At 61.8% G+C, this 19,412-nt stretch carries 17 protein-coding genes; 7 read left to right on the top strand and 10 right to left on the bottom strand.

Annotated features, from left to right (window positions below):
* Positions 1–27 precede the first annotated feature (27 nt).
* The gene (locus Q1W70_RS20645; protein ID WP_166589013.1) at positions 28–819 is read right to left on the bottom strand and encodes a molybdopterin-dependent oxidoreductase; all 792 of its coding nucleotides are present in this window, start codon (positions 817–819) and stop codon (positions 28–30) included.
* Positions 816–1,454 (bottom strand): cytochrome b/b6 domain-containing protein, encoded by a 639-nt coding sequence (locus tag Q1W70_RS20640; protein ID WP_166589014.1) that lies wholly within the window; start codon positions 1,452–1,454, stop codon positions 816–818. The genes Q1W70_RS20645 and Q1W70_RS20640 overlap by 4 nt, the downstream gene beginning before the upstream one ends.
* Before the next feature lie 223 nt (positions 1,455–1,677).
* Here Q1W70_RS20640 and Q1W70_RS20635 point away from each other — a divergent pair, with 223 nt between their 5' ends.
* Both Q1W70_RS20635 and Q1W70_RS20630 read left to right on the top strand, forming a co-directional pair.
* Positions 1,678–2,082: a PaaI family thioesterase gene (locus tag Q1W70_RS20635; protein ID WP_166589015.1), complete on the top strand. Its 405-nt coding sequence runs from the start codon at positions 1,678–1,680 to the stop codon at positions 2,080–2,082.
* A gap of 111 nt (positions 2,083–2,193) precedes the next feature.
* Positions 2,194–2,994 carry a MipA/OmpV family protein gene (locus Q1W70_RS20630; protein WP_166589016.1) on the top strand — a complete coding sequence of 267 codons (801 nt, stop codon included), beginning with the start codon at positions 2,194–2,196 and terminating at the stop codon, positions 2,992–2,994.
* A gap of 183 nt (positions 2,995–3,177) precedes the next feature.
* Here the strand turns inward: Q1W70_RS20630 and Q1W70_RS20625 are convergent, their stop codons facing one another.
* The 3 genes from Q1W70_RS20625 to Q1W70_RS20615 all read right to left on the bottom strand — a co-directional run bounded on the left by Q1W70_RS20625 (position 3,178) and on the right by Q1W70_RS20615 (position 5,956).
* Positions 3,178–4,464 carry an ATP-binding protein gene (locus Q1W70_RS20625; RefSeq protein WP_166589017.1) on the bottom strand — a complete coding sequence of 429 codons (1,287 nt, stop codon included), beginning with the start codon at positions 4,462–4,464 and terminating at the stop codon, positions 3,178–3,180.
* The gene (locus Q1W70_RS20620) at positions 4,465–5,172 is read right to left on the bottom strand and encodes a winged helix-turn-helix domain-containing protein (protein ID WP_166589018.1); all 708 of its coding nucleotides are present in this window, start codon (positions 5,170–5,172) and stop codon (positions 4,465–4,467) included.
* Between the two features lie 175 nt (positions 5,173–5,347).
* Positions 5,348–5,956, bottom strand: coding sequence for a MiaE family protein (locus Q1W70_RS20615; protein ID WP_166589019.1), 609 nt, complete (start codon positions 5,954–5,956; stop codon positions 5,348–5,350).
* A gap of 224 nt (positions 5,957–6,180) precedes the next feature.
* Between Q1W70_RS20615 and Q1W70_RS20610 the strand changes: the two genes are divergently transcribed.
* The gene (locus Q1W70_RS20610; RefSeq protein ID WP_166589020.1) at positions 6,181–7,047 is read left to right on the top strand and encodes a universal stress protein; all 867 of its coding nucleotides are present in this window, start codon (positions 6,181–6,183) and stop codon (positions 7,045–7,047) included.
* A gap of 67 nt (positions 7,048–7,114) precedes the next feature.
* Here Q1W70_RS20610 and Q1W70_RS20605 read toward each other — a convergent pair whose 3' ends face one another.
* The gene (locus Q1W70_RS20605) at positions 7,115–7,585 is read right to left on the bottom strand and encodes a DUF1289 domain-containing protein (RefSeq protein ID WP_166589021.1); all 471 of its coding nucleotides are present in this window, start codon (positions 7,583–7,585) and stop codon (positions 7,115–7,117) included.
* A gap of 406 nt (positions 7,586–7,991) precedes the next feature.
* On the opposite strand from Q1W70_RS20605, the gene acnB reads away from it, so the two are divergent.
* Positions 7,992–10,592, top strand: a complete 2,601-nt coding sequence (acnB, locus tag Q1W70_RS20600) for a bifunctional aconitate hydratase 2/2-methylisocitrate dehydratase (RefSeq protein WP_166589167.1) — start codon at positions 7,992–7,994, stop codon at positions 10,590–10,592.
* A gap of 51 nt (positions 10,593–10,643) precedes the next feature.
* Here the strand turns inward: acnB and Q1W70_RS20595 are convergent, their stop codons facing one another.
* Both Q1W70_RS20595 and Q1W70_RS20590 read right to left on the bottom strand, forming a co-directional pair.
* Positions 10,644–12,290 carry a SulP family inorganic anion transporter gene (locus Q1W70_RS20595; RefSeq protein WP_302097828.1) on the bottom strand — a complete coding sequence of 549 codons (1,647 nt, stop codon included), beginning with the start codon at positions 12,288–12,290 and terminating at the stop codon, positions 10,644–10,646.
* 116 nt (positions 12,291–12,406) lie between these two features.
* On the bottom strand, positions 12,407–13,687 hold the full coding sequence (locus Q1W70_RS20590) for an HAAAP family serine/threonine permease (protein WP_166589023.1): 1,281 nt from the start codon (positions 13,685–13,687) through the stop codon (positions 12,407–12,409).
* Positions 13,688–14,002: 315 nt separating this feature from the next.
* Between Q1W70_RS20590 and Q1W70_RS20585 the strand changes: the two genes are divergently transcribed.
* The 3 genes from Q1W70_RS20585 to Q1W70_RS20575 all read left to right on the top strand — a co-directional run bounded on the left by Q1W70_RS20585 (position 14,003) and on the right by Q1W70_RS20575 (position 16,987).
* The gene (locus Q1W70_RS20585) at positions 14,003–14,968 is read left to right on the top strand and encodes a 2-hydroxyacid dehydrogenase (RefSeq protein ID WP_182340991.1); all 966 of its coding nucleotides are present in this window, start codon (positions 14,003–14,005) and stop codon (positions 14,966–14,968) included.
* A gap of 145 nt (positions 14,969–15,113) precedes the next feature.
* A complete protein-coding gene (locus Q1W70_RS20580; RefSeq protein WP_159996783.1) occupies positions 15,114–16,181 on the top strand; it encodes a phosphotransferase family protein in 1,068 nt (355 codons plus the stop codon).
* Positions 16,182–16,219: 38 nt separating this feature from the next.
* The gene (locus tag Q1W70_RS20575; protein WP_166589025.1) at positions 16,220–16,987 is read left to right on the top strand and encodes an SDR family oxidoreductase; all 768 of its coding nucleotides are present in this window, start codon (positions 16,220–16,222) and stop codon (positions 16,985–16,987) included.
* A gap of 118 nt (positions 16,988–17,105) precedes the next feature.
* Here Q1W70_RS20575 and Q1W70_RS20570 read toward each other — a convergent pair whose 3' ends face one another.
* Together Q1W70_RS20570 and Q1W70_RS20565 are read right to left on the bottom strand one after the other, a co-directional pair.
* Positions 17,106–18,539 (bottom strand): FAD/NAD(P)-binding protein, encoded by a 1,434-nt coding sequence (locus tag Q1W70_RS20570; RefSeq protein ID WP_166589026.1) that lies wholly within the window; start codon positions 18,537–18,539, stop codon positions 17,106–17,108.
* A gap of 63 nt (positions 18,540–18,602) precedes the next feature.
* A complete protein-coding gene (locus tag Q1W70_RS20565; protein WP_166589027.1) occupies positions 18,603–19,166 on the bottom strand; it encodes a helix-turn-helix domain-containing protein in 564 nt (187 codons plus the stop codon).
* Positions 19,167–19,412 lie beyond the last annotated feature (246 nt).

Raw genomic sequence — 19,412 nt, 5'->3', positions numbered from 1 at the left:
TGCGCCGTGAAAAAACGAAAGCGCCCTTCAGCTACCCCCGAACCAGTTGTAGCCCTGGTCTTCCCAGTAGCCACCGCTGTAGGTATTGCTGACGAATATTGCCTGGATGTGTTTGGGGTTCTTGTAGCCCAGCTTGGTCGGCATGCGCAGCTTCATCGGAAAGCCATAGCGACGCGGCAGTACTTCGCCGTCATAGGTCAGGGCCAGCAAGGTCTGTGCATGCAGGGCGGTGGCCATGTCGATGCTGGTGTAGTAGTCGTCGGCGCATTTGAAACCGACATACTTGGCATTGGTGTCGGCACCGATGCGCCTGAGAAAATCGCTGAAGCGCACCCCGCCCCAGCGGCCAATTGCACTCCAGCCTTCCACGCAGATGTGCCGGGTGATCTGCTCGGTCTGCGCCATGGCACGCAATTCGTCGAGGCGCCAACTGCGCCGGTCCGCCACCAAACCGGTGACCTCCAATCGATACTCGGCCTCCTCCACCACTGGTACCTGGTCAATGCCGTAGAAGGCATTGAAGGGGAACGGCCGGGTAATCATCGACTGCGGATACGTCGGCGCCAGTGCGTTGGGGTTGAACAGCCAGCCCTGCACCCGGTCGTTGAAGCGCGACATGGCCGACAGCGCGGTCTCGACACTGTCGTTGTCACTCAGGCTGCAGCCGGACAACATCGCCACCCCGCCCAGGGTCAGGCCCCTGAGCAGGAACGAGCGGCGCGAGCGGTCCTCGATCTGCAACTGTGGCGCGAGGATCTTCCTGGCATCGGTCAGGATGGAGGACTCATCCAGCTGTGGATCTTGCGTGTGCTTGTTCATGTGCGCTCCTTGCGGCCGACGATCATCGCCCAGAGTGTTTTAGGCACCACGGCAACCATCAGCAGATGGACCGCAACGAACCCCACCAACAGCGCCATCGCCACGAAATGCACATGCCGGGCGGCTTCGTAGCCCCCCAGGAGCTCGCGCAACGTGGCGAACTGCACCGACTTCCAGAGCACCAGGCCGGAGACCACCAGCACCGCGATGTCGAGTATCACGAACAGGTAGGCCAGCCGTTGCACCTGGTTGTAGCGGCTCAGGTCGGCATGCCCCAAGCGTCCCCTCAAGGCGGCCCACAGGTCCTGCGCCACCCCCTTGGCCGACAGTGGAAAAAACTGCCGCGACAGGCGGCCACTGGCGAGGTTGATCAGCAGGTAGGCAAGGCCGTTGCACAGCAGCAGCCACATCGCCGCAAAATGCCATTGCAAGGCGCCGCCCAACCAGCCACCGAGGGTGATCGACAGGGGAAAACTGAAGTCGTACAGAGGGGAGGCGTTATAGATGCGCCAGCCGCTGGTCACCATGATCAGCACGGCCAGGGCATTGAGCCAGTGGGTCAACCGCAGCCAGCGGGGGTGGCTGGCATGCCGGTGCTCGAGAGGCGCGCGGACGGGGGTGGGCAGCACTGACATGATCAGTTCCTGACGTTGGATTTGTCAGGGAGTATGCGAATCAATAGATCGCTAAATCCTCACGGAAAGTTCAATTAACTGTGATAACTACCAAGCGGCTTCCCGAGGTATCGCCCACCGGCCCGCATTCACCGGCCTCCTGGGCCCCTATCACCCTGCTCTATCGTCGATGACTTTCGATTGGCCCTGGCGCAGGGTGATGTTTCAACCGGAGGGATTCGACATGCTCAACACACTCAAACAGATCAACCAGCGTTCAGCCTTCAACCGCTGGGCCGGCCTGCACGTGACCCGCGCCGACAGCGGCGAGGTGGAGCTGAGCATGGCCTTTCGCGAGGCCGACATGGCGCAATATGCCGGCTTCCTGCACGCAGGGATGATCGCCGCCCTGCTCGATACCGCCTGCGGTTTTGCCGCCGGGACAGTGGCCGGTAACGTGCTGGCCTCGCACTTCTCGGTGAACTGCCTGGCACCGGCGGTGGGTGAGGTGTTCATCGCCAGGGGCAAGGTGGTCAAGGCCGGCAAGAAGCAGGTGTTCGCCCGCGCTGAACTGTTTGCCCAGAGCGGCGAGCAGTTGAAACTGGTGGCCACCGGGGATGCGATCCTGGTGCCGGTCGAGGCGGGCTGAGGACCGGCCGGGACGCTGCACAATCTTTGACAGTTTCCCGACAAAGCTGTCAAAGATTGCCTGCGTTCGCGCCCCTAGCATGGCGGCATCCTCATTTCCCCTGGGTGCCCCATGTCGTCGCTGAGCAACTGCAAGTGTCTATGCCTCTCCCTCACCTCCTTCGGCCTGTTGATCGGGGCCGAGCCGCTGCCTGCCGACGATTGGCACGCCCGTGTGCAAGCCGGCATCGCCCACCTGCCCCGCTACAGCGGTAGCGACGAGCGGGTCAGTGCACCGCTGCTGGGTGTGCAGATCACCAGCCCTTATGGACTCTTCCTGGACAGCGACAAGGGCTTGGGCTGGGCCTTTGACGAGGACGACTTTGGCCTGAGCCTGTACGTCGGCGCCAGTGACGGGCGCAAGGATCGCAAATCGCAGTTCCACGGCAGCGACGCACTCAACGGCATGGGTTCGATCCAATCGCGCCCGGTATTCGGCCTTGAGGCCACCTACCCCCTGGGCGAAGCCATCCTTGGCGCGACCTTCGAGCACGCGCTGAAAAAGGACGACGATCATGACACCGGCTCGGCCTACAACCACCTGAAACTGAGCATCAGCGCGCCGCTGTACAAGGGTGCCTACGGCGAATTGCTGGGCAGCCTCAACAGCCAGTTCGGTGACGGCAACTATGTGCGCACCTGGTATGGCGTCAGCGCCAAACAGGCTTCGCACAGCCAGTTCCGCGCCCACGACACCCACGCTGGGCTGGTCAGTCGCGGCGCGGACCTGAGCTGGTCCCTGCCGATCAATGAACAGTGGAGCGTGTCGACGGTGCTGGCGCTGCAGTACCTCAACGGCGATGCCGCCGACAGCCCACTGGTCGAACGACGGTGGCAGACGGCAGCAACTGGCCAGGTGGTGTACACCTTTTGAGGGTCACAGTCGTTGTGGCAACTGACTTGCCAGCGCCCCTCCCCTGTGGGACCGGGCTTGCCTGGAATGGCGGTGGGTCAGGTCTGTCAATGTTGGCCGCCCCAACCCCAACAACGGATCCACCCTCAAACCCAGGATCACCATAAAAACCTTGAGCGATTTGGCGCGTAAGGGCTTCCCAGGTTAATCCAAGTGCGCCCAGGTCATGCGAAACGACGCCCCGCCCCACGGTGAGTCAGTCACCTGCACTTGCCCGCCATGGGATTGCGAAACCCGGCGTACCAACGCCAGGCCCAGGCCGAAGCCACCCGTGCGGCGGTCGCGGCTGGCGTCCAGGCGCGAGAACGGTTCGAAAATCTTTTCCCGCCCGTCCACCGGCACGCCAGGTCCATCGTCATTGACCCGCACTTCATAGTGATCGCCGTTACGCACCAGCGACACTTCCACCCTCCGCTCGGCATACCGAATGGCGTTGCGCAGCAGGTTGATCACCGCACGGGCCATGAAGCGCGGCTCCAGGCGCACCTGCGTCAGCTGGCACTCGACAATCAGCAACTGCACCCCGGCGGCCTCGGCCTCCAGCGCCACACTGCCGACCACGCTGTCGAGCCAGTTGTTGGCCTGGATGTTCTCCCGGCTGATGACCGTTGCGCCGCGTTCCAGGCTGGCGTAGGTCAGCAGCTCGGAGACCATCTCTTCCAGCTCGCCGAGGTCGGCATACATGTCCGCGATCAGGGCCTTGTTGGCACTCGGGTCCACCTGCTGCCGGAGCTGGTCCAGTTCGAACGACAATCGCGCAATCGGCGTGCGCAGTTCATGGGACACCGCGTTGGTCAGCTCGCGCTGGTTGGCGATCAGGCCTTCGATGCGCGCCGCCATCTGGTTGAAGTGCTCGGCCAGGTCACGAATGTTCGAGCGTTTGGACAACTGGATTCGCGCCGTCAGGTCATTGTCGCCAAAGCGTTCGGCGGCCAAGCGCAGTTTCTCAAGGTCCCGCCAGTGCGGGCGGACCCAGAAAAACAGCACGATGCCCAGCAACACCCCAAGCATGCTGTAGGCCAGAATCATATAGATGGTGGTGCGGCTGGGTTCCTCCGGCAACTGGATGCTCAGCAGTTGCTCGCCGTCGTCGATGCGCGAAATGAACTGGGTGTATTGGTCGCGGACCACCATCAGGTTATCCGCCAGTTCGGCCCGCTCGGTGTCGCTCAGTGCCAGCTCGGCCGGCTCGACCAACTGCAACCGCAGGCCGTAATGAGGCCGCAGTTTTTCCAGTTGCGCCTGCCGACCCGGCCCGTCCAGCTCACGCAGTTGTTCCACCAGTGAATAGGCGGGCCCGCGCACGGCCTCACGGTTATAGGTTTTCAGGGTGTCGTCGAGAACGGCGGTAAAGGTCCGGTCCACCACCTCGAGGGCCGCCACCAGACCAATCGCCAGCACCAGGAACAGGCCAAAGAAAAGACGCAGCATCTACAGCTCCCAGGCAAACGGATTGAACAGGTAGCCCTTGCCCCACACCGTCTTGATGCACACCGGCTCGCGCGGGTTGTCCTTGAGCTTGGCCCGCAGCTTGCTGATGTACACGTCGACGCTGCGGTTGAGGCCGTCGAAGGCGATGCCACGCATGCGGTTGAGGATATCGTCCCGGGACAGGGTCTTGCCGGCCGAGCTCGCCAGCAACCACAGCAACTCGAACTCCATGGTGGTCAGTTCGATCAGTTCGTCGGCCAGGCGCACTTCGCGGCAACTGCGGTCGATCAGCAGCCCGCCGAACTCCAGCGATCCGCGCACCGTGCTTTCCGGGACCTGGCGACGTTGCAGGGCACGCAGGCGCGCCAGCAGCACCGGCGGTTTGATCGGCTTGATCACATAGTCGTCGGCACCGGACTCCAGGCCGAGGATGTGGTCGAGGTCATCCTCCTTGGCAGTGAGGATGACGATGGGGGTGTCGGACAGGCTGCGGATCTCGCGACACAGGTGCAGCCCGCTCTGGCCCGGCAGCATCAGGTCGAGCACGACGATTTTCGGCTTGAACTCGATGAACGCGGCCAGGGCCAGGTCGCCGCGATACACCTGCCGCACTTCGAAGCCGTGCTGGGACAGGAAGTAGGCGATCAGTCCAGAGAGCTTTTCGTCGTCTTCCACCAGCAATACTTTGCCAAACCCCAGGTTATCCATAACGACCGTCGACCACGCCTTGAGTGAAGGGGTCGCATTATGGCGCCAATCGGCGGCGGGACGCAGACGACAGACGGCAAAAACCGCCCTTGGCGGACGGTTTTCAGTGATCTTTCATACTCTTAAGAGTTTTTAACAATTGCCCCGGATTCTTTGACAATGACCCGGCGGGTATTCAGGCGGCGGCCGGTACGCCGCTGTGGAAGCGGAATTCGACGTCCGGCGACTCGATCAGCTCCTGCTCGGCAGCACGGACCCGGTCGATCACCTGGGCGATGTCCTTGGCGTCGCCGTACTGGTAGGCCAGCTTCAGGTAGCCCTGGAAGTGCCGGGCTTCGCTTTTCAGCAGACCGAAGTAGAACGTGCCCAGTTCCTCGTCCAGGTGCGGCACCAGTGCTTCGAATCGCTCGCAGCTGCGGGCTTCGATAAAGGCCCCGACCACCAGGGTGTCCACCAGCTTGACCGGCTCATGGCTGCGCACCACTTTGCGCAGGCCCGAGGCGTAGCGCCCGGCGGACAGCTGGCGCAGTTCGATCTTGCGCTTCTTCATCAGGCGCATGACCTGCTCGTGGTGCACCAGTTCTTCACGGGCCAGGCGCGACATCAGGTTGATCAGGTCGACATGGGAGTGGTACTTGGCAATCAGGCTCAACGCCGTGCTGGCGGCCTTGAACTCGCAGTTCTTGTGGTCGATCAGCAGGGTTTCCTGATCCGCCAGCGCCGCTTGAACCCAGCCATCCGGCGTCCGGCAACCGAGGAACTCATGAATCTCGGGAAGGATCATTGGCTCACTTCCGACAGTTCAACAGGACCAGAGGGCAGGACGGCGAGGATTTCAGGGATCGATGACATGGGGCTCACGGGCAATGGGTTCAAAGCGAGGCGCGATTATACCGGGCTGCCGGCAGACCACCAGTCGCTGCACTTGATATGCATCAAGGCCCTGGATCACCACCAGCATCTATAGTTGTGCAACAAGGTTATTTTCTGTCATCGGAGATCCCGACCATGCAAGACATCCGCAGCATTCTGGTGGTGATTGAGCCCTCTCCCGACGAAAGCCTGGCGCTCAAGCGCGCCAAGCTGATCGCCGGGGTCACCCAGGCACACCTGCATTTGCTGATTTGCGATAAAAAGCATGATCACTCGGCGCTGTTGAGCGTGCTCAAGGCCAGCCTGCAGGGCGAAGGCCACAGCGTGACCACCGAGCAGGCCTGGAACGAAACCGTGCACGACACCATTGTCGATGTGCAGCAGGCCGAAGGCTGTGGCCTGGTGATCAAGCAGCACTTTGCCGACAATCCGCTGAAAAAGTTCCTCCTGACCCCGGACGACTGGAAGCTGCTGCGCCAGTGCCCGAGCCCGGTGCTGCTGGTGAAAACCGCCAAGCCCTGGACCGGCGGGACCATCCTGGCGGCCATCGATGTGGGGAACAACGACCCTGAACACCGGGTATTGCACGCCACTATCGTCGATCATGGGTTCGACATCGCCCACCTGGCCAAGGCCCAACTGCATGTGATTACCGCGCATCCGTCGCCGATGCTGTCAGCCGCCGACCCGGTGTTCCAGCTCAAGGAAACCATCGAGGCGCGCTACCGCGAAGACTGCAAGGCGTTCCAGGCCGAGTTCGACATCGATGACGAGCACCTGCATGTCGAGGAAGGCCCGGCGGATGTCTTGATTCCGCACATGGCCCACAAGCTGCAGGCGGCGGTGACCGTGATTGGCAGCGTGGCGCGGACCGGATTCTCGGGGGCGTTGATCGGCAATACCGCCGAAGTGGTGCTCGACTCCCTGGAAAGCGACGTGCTGGTGCTCAAGCCGCAGGAGATCATGGATCACCTGGAGGAGTTGGTGTCTAGCGAGACCTGATGGGGCGCTTTCGCTGGAGAGCCCGCCCCCACCGGGGAGCCGGCTCTCCAGCGAGGTTCTTTCTAACCTAGCCGCCTAATACATCCTTGAGAAAACCCGGGGCGATGTACCGCTGGTAATGCGCCTCGGATAAAAGGAAAAATTCCCGATCAATGGCATCCCGCAGCTCCGGCAGGTTCCACGCGCGAAACTCCGGCAGCAGCACCATCCCATAGGCCTCCAGGTTGTTGATCACCCGCGCCCCACGGGCAATCAACTGGTAGGCCCAGCAATATTCCGACTGATGGGGCACAAAGCGGATTTTTCGTGATTCCAACTGCTCGCGCAGGCGCTTGGCATCGAAAATTTCCAGCTTGCCGGCCATCACCTGCACCAATAACTGCTCAAGACGCAGCCACACGGCGCGTTTTTCTTCCTCGTTGTAACCGTTCCAGTGAATCACTTCATGGTGGAAACGCTTGCAACCACGGCACACCAGATCCCCGTAAACAGTGGAGCAGAGGCCGATGCAAGGGGTCTTGATAGTCTGATTGGGCATAGGTAGGCAGGACGCGAGAAAGCAGGACAGGCCGGCATGTTAGCCCTTTGTCTAACATTGATCACCCCTCAAAGTTCAGGGGCGAACTTACCTTTAATTTTTTTTTGCCGTAGAATCAGCCAGCCTTTTTAGGCGCCAATGTCCGTTAGAAGCTGTTTTCAAAGCGTCACGAGCACAGTCGTTCCTTCAGAGCGGTGTTGGCGACAGGTTTTTCAGCGGTGAACAACCTGTCGCCAACCCTCATCAGCTCCCGTTCTGCAGGCGTAAAACTTTGAAAGCAGCTTCTGTAAGGAATTGTCGGTAATTCTGGCTAAGCGGCCCACAACGCCACGCAGCGCATGAGTACGGCAATTTCGGGATGAGCGTCCCGGACACCCATTTGGGACCACTGATGAGGGTAATAACTGTGCTTGAAGCCTACCGCAAACATATCGAAGAGCGCGCAGCACTGGGTATCGTTCCCCAGCCGCTAAACGCCGAACAAACTGCAGGCCTGGTCGAGCTGCTGAAGAACCCCCCGGCTGGCGAAGAAGCCGTTCTGCTGGACCTGATCACCAATCGCGTTCCACCTGGCGTGGACGAAGCAGCCTATGTCAAGGCCGGTTTCCTGTCCGCCCTGGCCAAGGGCGAAGCCACTTCCCCTCTGATCGACAAAAAGCGCGCTGTAGAACTGCTCGGCACCATGCAGGGCGGCTACAACATCGTGACCCTGGTTGACCTGCTCGACGACGCCGAACTGGCCCCGGTCGCTGCTGCCCAACTCAAGCACACCCTGCTGATGTTCGATGCGTTCCACGACGTCGCGGAAAAAGCCAAGAACGGCAACGTGCACGCCCAAGGCGTCCTGCAATCCTGGGCTGACGGCGAGTGGTTCAAGAACCGCCCAACCCTGGCCGACAAGATCAGCCTGCGCGTGTTCAAGGTCACCGGCGAAACCAACACCGACGACCTGTCCCCTGCTCCTGATGCCTGGTCCCGCCCGGACATCCCGCTGCACGCCCTGGCCATGCTGAAAATGGCCCGTGAAGGCATCGTGCCTGACCAGCAAGGCGTCACCGGTCCGATGAAGCAGATCGAAGAAATGCGCGGCCAAGGCTTCCCGATCGCCTACGTCGGTGACGTGGTCGGTACGGGTTCTTCGCGTAAATCGGCAACCAACTCGGTACTGTGGTTCTTCGGCGACGACGTTCCTTACGTGCCGAACAAGCGCGCTGGCGGCTTCTGCTTCGGCAGCAAGATCGCTCCAATCTTCTACAACACCATGGAAGATGCCGGCGCACTGCCAATCGAATTCGACGTGACCAACATGCACATGGGCGACGTGATCGACCTGTACCCGCATGCTGGCAAAGTCTGCAAGCACGGCACCGACGAAGTCCTGACCACCTTCGAAATGAAGACGCCGGTACTGTTGGACGAAGTTCGCGCTGGCGGCCGTATTCCGCTGATCATCGGCCGTGGCCTGACCGAAAAAGCACGCGCCGAACTGGGCCTGCCACCTTCGGACCTGTTCAAGAAGCCTGAAGCACCTGCCGAAAGCACCAAGGGTTTCACCCTGGCGCAGAAAATGGTCGGCAAGGCATGCGGCGTAGCAGGTGTTCGTCCTGGTACCTACTGCGAGCCGAAGATGACCACCGTCGGCTCCCAGGACACCACCGGTCCAATGACCCGTGACGAACTGAAAGACCTGGCGTGCCTGGGCTTCTCGACCGATCTGGTCATGCAGTCCTTCTGCCACACCGCGGCCTATCCAAAGCCGATCGACGTGACCACCCACCACACCCTGCCTGACTTCATCATGACCCGTGGCGGCGTGTCCCTGCGTCCGGGCGACGGCATCATCCACTCGTGGCTCAACCGCATGCTGCTGCCGGACACCGTCGGCACCGGTGGTGACTCCCACACCCGTTTCCCGATGGGCATTTCGTTCCCGGCCGGTTCCGGCCTGGTAGCCTTCGCCGCAGCCACTGGCGTAATGCCACTGGACATGCCGGAATCGATCCTGGTGCGTTTCAAAGGCCAGATGCAACCGGGCGTCACCCTGCGTGACCTGGTTCACGCCATTCCTTACTACGCGATCCAGGCTGGCCTGCTGACCGTAGAGAAGAAAGGCAAGAAGAACGCCTTCTCCGGCCGCATCCTGGAAATCGAAGGCCTGGACAACCTGAGCATCGAACAGGCTTTCGAGCTGTCCGACGCCTCGGCCGAACGTTCGGCTGCCGGTTGCACCATCAAGCTGTCGAAAGAGTCGATCACCGAGTACCTGAGCTCCAACGTCACCCTGCTGCGCTGGATGATCGGCGAAGGCTACGGCGACGCACGCACCCTGGAACGTCGCGCCCAAGCGATGGAAGCCTGGATTGCCAACCCTGAGCTGATGGTTGCCGATGCTGACGCCGAATACGCGGAAATCATCGAAATCGACCTGAACGAGATCAAGGAGCCAGTTCTCTGCGCGCCGAACGATCCGGACGACGCCCGTCTGCTGTCCAGCGTTGCTGGCGAGAAGATCGACGAAGTGTTCATCGGTTCGTGCATGACCAACATCGGTCACTTCCGCGCTGCCGGTAAGCTGCTGGATCAGGTCAAGGGTCAGCTGCCAACCCGTCTGTGGCTGTCGCCGCCGACCAAGATGGACGCTCACCAACTGACCGAAGAAGGCTACTACGGCATCTACGGCAAGGCTGGCGCGCGCATGGAAATGCCGGGCTGCTCGCTGTGCATGGGTAACCAGGCACGTGTAGAACCGAACTCGACCGTGGTGTCGACGTCGACCCGTAACTTCCCGAACCGTCTGGGCGACGGTGCGAACGTCTACCTGGCTTCGGCCGAGCTGGCGTCCGTGGCATCGATCCTGGGTCGCCTGCCGACCGTCGAGGAGTACATGGAATACGCGGGCAAGATCGACAGCATGGCGGCCGATGTCTACCGCTACCTGTCCTTCGACCAGATCGCCGAGTTCCGTGAAGCCGCTGCGAACGCCAAGATCCCGGTTGTTCAAGCCTAAGGCTTAACTGTTGTAGAAGACGCCGCCCATCGTGAGATGAGCGGCGTTTTTTTATGCCTGCCGTTCCAGCGCATGCTGCACCGCGCCATCCACACTCAATCCACTCAAAATCACCCCGCAGGCCGTCACCTCAGGCAACGCCGACACTGCGTTCAACGCTTCGTGCTTGAGCCGCGCAAGGATCAACTGCTGGCCTTCCTGATGCACCCGCAGGAAAAACTCCTGCATGGCCTCGATGCTGGTGCCGTCCAGGTTCGGTGATTCCTCCAGACTGAGGATCACGGTGTGCACCGGCACCGGTGAGTGACGGAGCAGGTGCAGAGCGGTGCCGAGGATGCGCTCGACGTTGGCGAAGAACAGCGCTTCGCTGGGGCGCACGATGAGAATGCCCGACTCGGCCCTGGCGGTGGGATGGTGCTGCAAGTCGACGAAGTCGTGGCCGCCATCGATTCGTCCGAGTATCTGGATATCCGTCGCCGACAGCTGCTTGAGCATCAACAACACGCTGATCGCCACCGACACCAATAAGCCGTCCAGCACCCCCAGGGTCAACACCGCCGCCACTGCGCACATCACCAGCAGTCGATCGCGGCGCCAGACAAAGTAGCGACCCAAGGGCTGCAGGCTCAAACCGCGTCCCAGGGCGTGCATGACAATCGCCGCCAGCACCGGCTCCGGCGTCAGGGCGATCCACGGCAATACCGTCAGTACGATGATCAGCACCACCAACGCCGCCACCGCGCCGGCCCAGCGTGACGTGGCGCCCGCCGCTTCGTTGGCCGAGGTTGCCGAATACCCGGCCCCGGTCGGCATGCCATGAAACAGGCCGGACAGCAGGTTGCTCGCGCCAAGCGCCAACAGGTCGCGATTGGAGGTGACGCGATCGCCGTGTTTCAGCGCATAAGCGCTGATCGAGCCATAGGACTCCGCGTACAGAATCATCACCAGTGCCAGCCCCACCTCCCCCAGCCGCAGCCAATCGGCAAACACCAGCACCGGCAGGTTCGGCACCTCAAGACTGAGGTCGATCACCCCGATCATGTTCACGCCGTAGGCCGGCAGGTCCAGCCATTGTCCGGCAGCAATGCCGATGACCACCACCAACAGGCCACCGGGCAACCGCGGCAGGCGCGAAAACAGGCCCAGCAACAGCAGGGCCACGCCGGCCACCGCGGCAGCCGACCAGTTCCATTGCGGCAGCTGTTCGAGCAGTTGCGGAGCGAAGCGCACCAGATTGGTGTCGGTCAGATGCACGCCGACCACACTCGCCACTTGCTTGAGAATGATGGTCAGCGCCAGACCGAAGGCGAACCCACGCAGCACCGGCTTGGCAATGAACGACGTGACGCTGCCGAAACGAAAGACCCCAGCGAGGACAAACAGCGCGCCCGTCACCAGCACCAGGCCGGCCGCCAGGGTCGAGCGCAATTGAGGATCACCCTGGGCCAGCGTCGCGGTAGCCGCCGCCAGTACCGCTGCCGAGGACGAGGTGGCCGAGACAATCGCAAAGCGACTGGTGCCGAGCAGTCCATAACACAGCAGCCCGGCAAACAACGCGATCACCCCCGCCTGGGGCGCCAGCGCAGCAATGGTCGAGTACGCTACCGCTTCGGGCAATAGCAGGCCGGCAATCGAAATACCGGCGAGTACATCCCGCCAACGATTGGTGGGCTCAACAGCTTGGGAGGGGTTCGACAATCCACTGTCTCCAGACCAAAAAAAACCGCTGCGCGAGTTACGCGCAGCGGCCACTGTAGCTCAAAGCGAAGGATCGCCAGCGGCAAATCCTGCTCAATAATCGGTAGTTGTCCCCATCACGCCGTCAGCGAATAGATCAATGCAGTAATGGCTACCAGGCCGACGGCCGTAACAAACACGTTGGACGCCTGGCCACGGTACTTGGCCATCGCCGGCACCTTGCGGATCGCGTACATCGGCATCAGGAACAGAATCGCCGCGATAATCGGGCCACCGAGGGTTTCGATCATGCCCAGGATGCTCGGGTTCAGCGTGGCAACGATCCAGCAGACCACCAGCATGAACGCCGCCGTCATGCGATCCAGGGCCTTGGCGCCCGGGCGCTTGCCGCTTTTCACGATCAACCCCTTGAGGCCTTCACTGGCACCGATGTAGTGCCCCAGGAACGACTTGGAGATCGCCACGAACGCAATCAACGGTGCCACAAAGGCGATGGTCGGGTTGCTGAAGTGGTTGGCCAGGTACGACAGGATCGACAGGTTCTGCGCCTTGGCTTCAGCCAGTTGCGCTGGCGACAGGGTCAGTACGCAACTGAAGACGAAGAACAGCACCATGGCCACCATCAACAGGTGAGCCCGGGACAGGATCTGCGAGCTGCGCTCTTCGGCGTGAACACCGTAACGACGCTTCTGGTCCACCGCGAAGGCCGAGATGATCGGCGAGTGGTTGAACGAGAAGACCATCACCGGAATCGCCAGCCACAGCGTATGCAGCAACGCCGAGGGCTCTGGCACGGTGTTCGCGGTGGCGAGGATGCCGCCATTCCAGTGCGGAATCAGGAACACCGCCAGGAACAGCAGCGCGACGATGAACGGATAGACCATCAGGCTCATCGCCTTGACGATCACCTGTTCGCCGCAACGCACTACGGCCAGCAGGCCGAGAATCAGCACGAACGAGAGGATGGCCCGTGGCGGCGGCATGATGTGCAACTGGTGCTCAAGGAAGCTGCCCACGGTGTTGGTCAAGGCGACGCTGTAGATCAGCAGGATCGGAAAGATCGCGAAGAAATACAGCAAGGTGATCAGCGCGCCGGCCTTGATCCCGAAATGCTCCTCGACCACCTCGGTGATGTCGGCGCCCTCGCGACCGGACAACACGAAGCGGGTCAGGCCACGGTGTGCGTAGAAGGTCATGGGGAATGCCAGCAGCGCCAGGATCAACAGCGGCCAGAAACCGCCAACACCTGCGTTGATCGGCAAAAATAAGGTGCCCGCACCAATCGCCGTGCCAAACAGGCCCAGCATCCAGGTGGTGTCATGACGATTCCAGCTAGTGAGGCTTGCTGGTGCCGCCGCTTCATAACGTTCATCAACGCTATTGGCCTGATCATTCATCCGGTCGGATCTCCGCATTCCGGTCACTTGCCACTCGGTCAGGGCGAGTCAGAAATAGCTGACAGGCAGCGCCCTGGCCGAAACAGGGGCGCGATTGTCCGGGATTAATGAACAGAAGCAAAGACTTAGCTGAGGAGCGGTTATGCAGATCAGATGATCAGACGGCTTTTTTCCAGTCACCCTGCCAAAAACCGTGATCGACGCCGCATGGGCACCCCTCAACCCACCCGGCCGAGCCCATTGCCAAACGCTGCGCCAGCCAGCAATCTTCAGCAGTGTGATGTGATCGTCATTCAATGCCTATAGGAGCCGAGCATGCCCGCAACTGTCCTGGTACTGGTTGAAACCATCAATGACTACCTGCCGATTCTCGAACACCAAGGCTTTCACCTGATCCTCGCCCCCACCCCCACCGAACGCTCCCAGGCCATCAGCACCTACGGCGGGAAAATCGAGGCCGTGCTGACTCGCGGACCACTGGGTCTGCATGCCGAAGAAATCGCCGCCCTGCCCAACCTGAAGATCATCTGCGTGATCGGCGCCGGCTATGAGCAGGTCGATTTGCAGGCCGCCAGCGACCGTGGCATTCGCGTGACCAATGGTGCGGGGGTCAACGCCTCTTCGGTGGCCGACCATGCCATGGCCCTGCTGCTGGCACTGGTGCGTGACATTCCCCGGGCCGATTCGGCAGTACGCCGTGGCGAATGGCCGAAAATCATGCGCCCATCCCTGGCCGGCAAGCGCCTGGGCATTCTCGGATTGGGCGCGGTGGGCATGGCCATCGCCAAGCGCGCGGCCAACGGTTTTGACATGAGCGTCAGCTACCACAACCGCCAGGTGCGCAACGATGTGCCCTATGACTTCTGCCCCACCCCCACCGAACTGGCGCGGGCGTCGGACTTTCTGATGATCTGCACTCCGGGCGGCCTGGGCACCCAGCACCTGATCAACAAGCAGGCGCTGGACGCCCTCGGCCCCCACGGCTTTATCGTCAACATCGCCCGCGCCAGCGTAATCGTTACCGCCGACTTGATCAGCGCCCTGGAACACCGCCGGATCGCCGGCGCCGCCCTGGATGTGTTCGATGCCGAACCCCAGGTGCCGGATGCGCTCAAGGCCCTGAACAATGTGATCCTCACGCCCCACGTCGCCGGCCTGACGCCCGAAGCGACCCAGGGCACCGTGGAGCTGGTGGGGCAGAACCTGCTGGCGTTCTTCTCCAATCGCCCGCTGTTGACCCCTGTAGAACTGCCGCCGGCGATTCGGCGCGCGATGCGCTGAAGCAGTTTTCAAACGCCTGTATCAAAAACAATGATTAACCGGCAACACGCTCACCTATAAAGGGACGCCATGGTTGTGGGTGCCGGGTGCGCGCATTAGATTAGCCAATAATTCCTGCCATCCAGAATAAGCAGAAGGGATAAGCATGGCGCTCAACGACCAGTCCACCCGTATTCGCGCAGGCGAAGAACTCGATGCCAGCTTGATCGACCCGTACCTCAAGGCCCACATTCCGGGCTTGAGCGGGTTGCCGCAGATCAGCCAGTTCCCCGGCGGCGCGTCGAACCTGACGTACCTGCTGGAATACCCTGAGCAGGAGTTTGTCCTGCGTCGCCCACCCTTCGGCCACAAGGCCAAATCCGCACACGACATGGGTCGCGAGTTCCGCATCCTCAATCAGCTCAAGGACGGCTTCCCGTACTGCCCCAAAGCCTATGTGCACTGCACCGACGAAGCGGTGATCGGCGCCGAGTTCTATGTGATGGAACGGGTCAAGGGCATCATCCTGCGCTCCGAACTGCCACCGGAGCTGGGCCTGGATGCGACAAAGACCCAGGCCCTGTGCAAGAGCTTTATCGACAAGCTCGTGGAGTTGCATGGCGTCGACTACCAGGCCTGTGGCCTGGCCGACCTGGGCAAGCCCGAAGGTTATGTGGCGCGACAGATTCGGGGCTGGAGCGAGCGCTACGACAAGGCCCTGACCCCGGATGCGCCGAGCTGGGAAGCGGTCAAGGCCTGGCTCAACGACAAGATGCCGGCCGACCACCCGACCTCGAGCATCGTGCACAACGACTATCGCTTCGACAACGTGATCCTCGACCCCCACAACCCGATGCAGATCATTGGTGTGCTGGACTGGGAGCTGACCACCCTGGGTGATCCGCTGATGGACCTGGGCAACTCCCTCGCCTACTGGATCGAGGCCGCCGACCCGGCGCCCGTGCAACTGATGCGCCGCCAACCCAGCCATGCCCCTGGCATGCTGACCCGGCGTGAATTCGTCGACTACTACGCCGAACGCTCGGGCATCCAGATCGACAATTTCGACTTCTACTACACCTACGGGCTGTTCCGCCTGGCCGGTATCGTGCAGCAGATCTACTACCGCTTCTTCCATGGCCAGACCCAGGACAAACGCTTCGCGCAGTTCATCTCGATGAACAAACTGCTGGAGCAGATGAGCCTGCAAGTGATCCACAAGTCCAGCCTCTGACTGCCCTCCCGGCGCCACGCCCCTCACAAGGAAACACCATGTCCAAGACTCAGTTGTTCGACCTCGACGGCAAGATCGCGTTTGTCTCCGGTGCCAGCCGCGGTATCGGTGAAGCCATTGCCCGGCTGCTGGCCCAGCAAGGTGCCCACGTGATCGTGTCGAGCCGCAAGCTCGAGGGGTGCCAGCACGTGGCTGACGCCATCATCGCCGACGGCGGCAAGGCCACTGCAATTGCTTGCCACATCGGGGAAATGGAGCAGATCAGCCAGGTCTTTGCCGGAATCCGCGAGCAGTTCGGGCGCCTGGACATCCTGGTCAACAACGCCGCCACCAACCCGCAGTTCTGCAACGTGCTGGACACGGACCTGGGCGCGTTCCAGAAAACCGTCGATGTGAATATCCGGGGTTATTTCTTCATGTCGGTGGAAGCCGGCAAGCTGATGCGCGAGAACGGGGGCGGCAGCATCATCAACGTGGCGTCGATCAACGGCGTCTCGCCAGGCATCTTCCAGGGCATCTACTCGGTGACCAAGGCCGCGGTGATCAACATGACCAAGGTTTTTGCCAAGGAATGCGCGCAGTTCGGCATTCGCTGCAACGCCCTGCTGCCGGGCCTGACCGACACCAAGTTCGCCTCGGCGCTGGTCAAGAACGACGCGATCCTCAACACCGCGCTGCAACAGATTCCGCTCAAGCGCGTGGCTGCGCCGAGTGAAATGGCGGGCGCGGTGCTGTACCTGGCGAGCGATGCGTCCAGCTACACCACCGGGGTTTCGCTGAATGTGGATGGGGGGTTTCTGTCTTGATTTGATCTTTTGATCTTGGGTTTTTGGGCATATCCGTTGGTGGGGTCAGGCCGGGCGAGGCGGCCTACTCGTCAAACGTGCGCAGGACTGTTTGCTTGAGCTCCAACGGGGGGGCGTATCAGCCCCCCTGCACCAACCGCCGCGCCAGCGCCTTGGCCTGGCTGGCCACATCTGTCACTGCGGTACTTTCCCACCACATGCCCCGCAAGGGTGGCCCCATGGCGAACAGCCGTCGGGCGACCCGGCCCTGGGCGTCGATCACAGCCCCATCGGCTCGCGCGGCAATTCCCAGCGCCAGCGGCCCCGGCTGGATCAAGCCACGGGCCAGCAACTGCTGGGGCAGTGGCCGGGCAACCCGGCGCCAGTCGTATTCGATGCCACTGGAGTTGATCAAGGCATCACCGCTGACCACCGTCACCTCAGACTCGCCGCGCCGCCGAAGCGCCAGGCAGAGCCGACCCTCGTGTGCCGGCAGCAGGCCCTTGAAGGACGCCGCGTGAATCCGCAGCCGTCCCTCTTCATGCAGGCGGGCCACCAACTGGGCGCTCAGCGGTGGCGAACGATGGTGATGGCTTTCCCACCAAGGCCGCACATGGCGTACGAACTGTCGACGCTGCAGGTCCGTGGCCTGGCTCCACAAGCGCGCGATATGGGCGCGCACGGTGTCCAGCGGGGCTTGCCAGTCGATACCCTGGGCCTGCGCCGCCCGGCATTGGCGGCGCAGCTCACGAAGCAGCTGTCGGGGGCTGCGGATATCCGGATCCAGGGCCAGGAAATCCACCCATTCCGGCGGTTGCCGGCGCACATGGGGTAACAGGCCGTGACGGGAGAACACTTCGATTGGACCGCGGTGGCCAGCCTGCTCCAACGAGACCACGGCATCGACCATGGTCAGGCCGGAGCCGATGATCATCACCGTCGCTTGCGGATCGAGTCGCGCCATGGTCGCCACGTCCCAAGGATCGAGGGCCGCGGCGTTGACCCCGCTGGAGTGGGTTTGCGGCGTTCTCGCCGCCGGGAACATGCCGGTGGCCAGCACCGCAAACTCCCCCCGTAGCCGACTGCCGTCGCTCAAGGTCAACCAGGCGGCCTGGGCATCGACCTGCAGATCCACCACTTCGCCGCGTACGTGCTCGACGCTCGAGCCCTGCCGGGCACCCTGTTCCTGGGCTTGCGCCAGACGTTGTTGCACATAGACCCCGAACAACCCCCGAGGCGGGAACAACTCGGCGACCGGCACCGCTTGCTCTGCCGATTCCGGCCAGCCACCGGCGGCGATGAAGGCGCTCAGCCATTGGCTCAGGTCATCGGCATTGTCCGGATCAACGCTCATCCGCGCCGCGTTGCCATTGAGGGTATGGCCCAGTTCGACGGCGCTGTAGGCCTCGCCACGGCCCAGTTCGGCGCGCGGTTCGATCACCAGCACCCGGCGCTGGCCCGGCAGGCGCAGCAACTGCGCGGCCAGCAGTGCACCACTCAAGCCACCACCGACGATCAGGATATCGGCGCTACGGACATCCGAGGGTGTTTGCTCGCAGGGAATCTCGCTCATGAATTTCTCATAATTATTTTTAATTCAATGATTTAGATATCTTTTAGAGAATCTTAATGAGGTTCAGATCACCACATTACGGACAAACCTGACAGCCACAGCGCCATCGTTGCGATAGGCGTGAGTGCAGTTGCTGGCAAAACTGATGAACTCACCGCTCGACAATACCCGCTCTTCATCGCCGAGCACTACCGTCAGGCAACCCTCGAAGACATACACCTGTTCACTCCAGCCGTCGGCATCGGCTTCCGACAGATAGTTCTCGCCGGGCTCAAGCCGCCATTGCCAAAGCTCCACCTCACGGCTGGCGCTGGCCTTGGCCAGCAACACCGCTTGGCTGCCGGGGATTGCACCGGCCCAGGCCAGCTCGTTGATGCGACTGGGGTCACGGGCGTCGGGGGCCTGGATCAAGTCGCTGAAGGCCACGTCCAGCGCTTCGGCGACCCGGTCGAGCGTGGTCAGGCTGACGTTCTTCTCGCCAGCCTCGATAGCCACCAACATCCGTCGACTGACCCCGGACTTTTCTGCCAGCGCACTCTGGCTGAGTTCGGCGGCATGGCGCAGGCGGCGGACGTTTTGACTGACGTGTTGCAGGACGGAGGCGCGTTGGCCGTTGTCTTTGTGCACTATATTGCTCACTTGTATGGATTGCGCAGTATACTGCCCAACTGCCGACGCATTGTGCGTCCCACCCAGGTAGTGCGCAAGACCATCACGTCGGCCCCCCTTGCAAACCCTCACCCCTGCGCCTGCGTTCAAGCAAGGCCGGTACCCCGAGCCTAAGCGAGGGGCCGAACGCTTGGGGCAAGCGTTTTTTTGGTTACTTTTTTGCTGGGCCGGCACTCCGGCGTTTGTAAAAAAGTGACCCGCCGT

Source organism: Pseudomonas kielensis, assembly GCF_030505375.1.
GTDB classification, from domain to species: domain Bacteria; phylum Pseudomonadota; class Gammaproteobacteria; order Pseudomonadales; family Pseudomonadaceae; genus Aquipseudomonas; species Aquipseudomonas kielensis.
The sequence above is the reverse complement of the archived record's forward strand: the minus strand, read 5'-3'. Positions and strand labels throughout refer to the sequence as shown.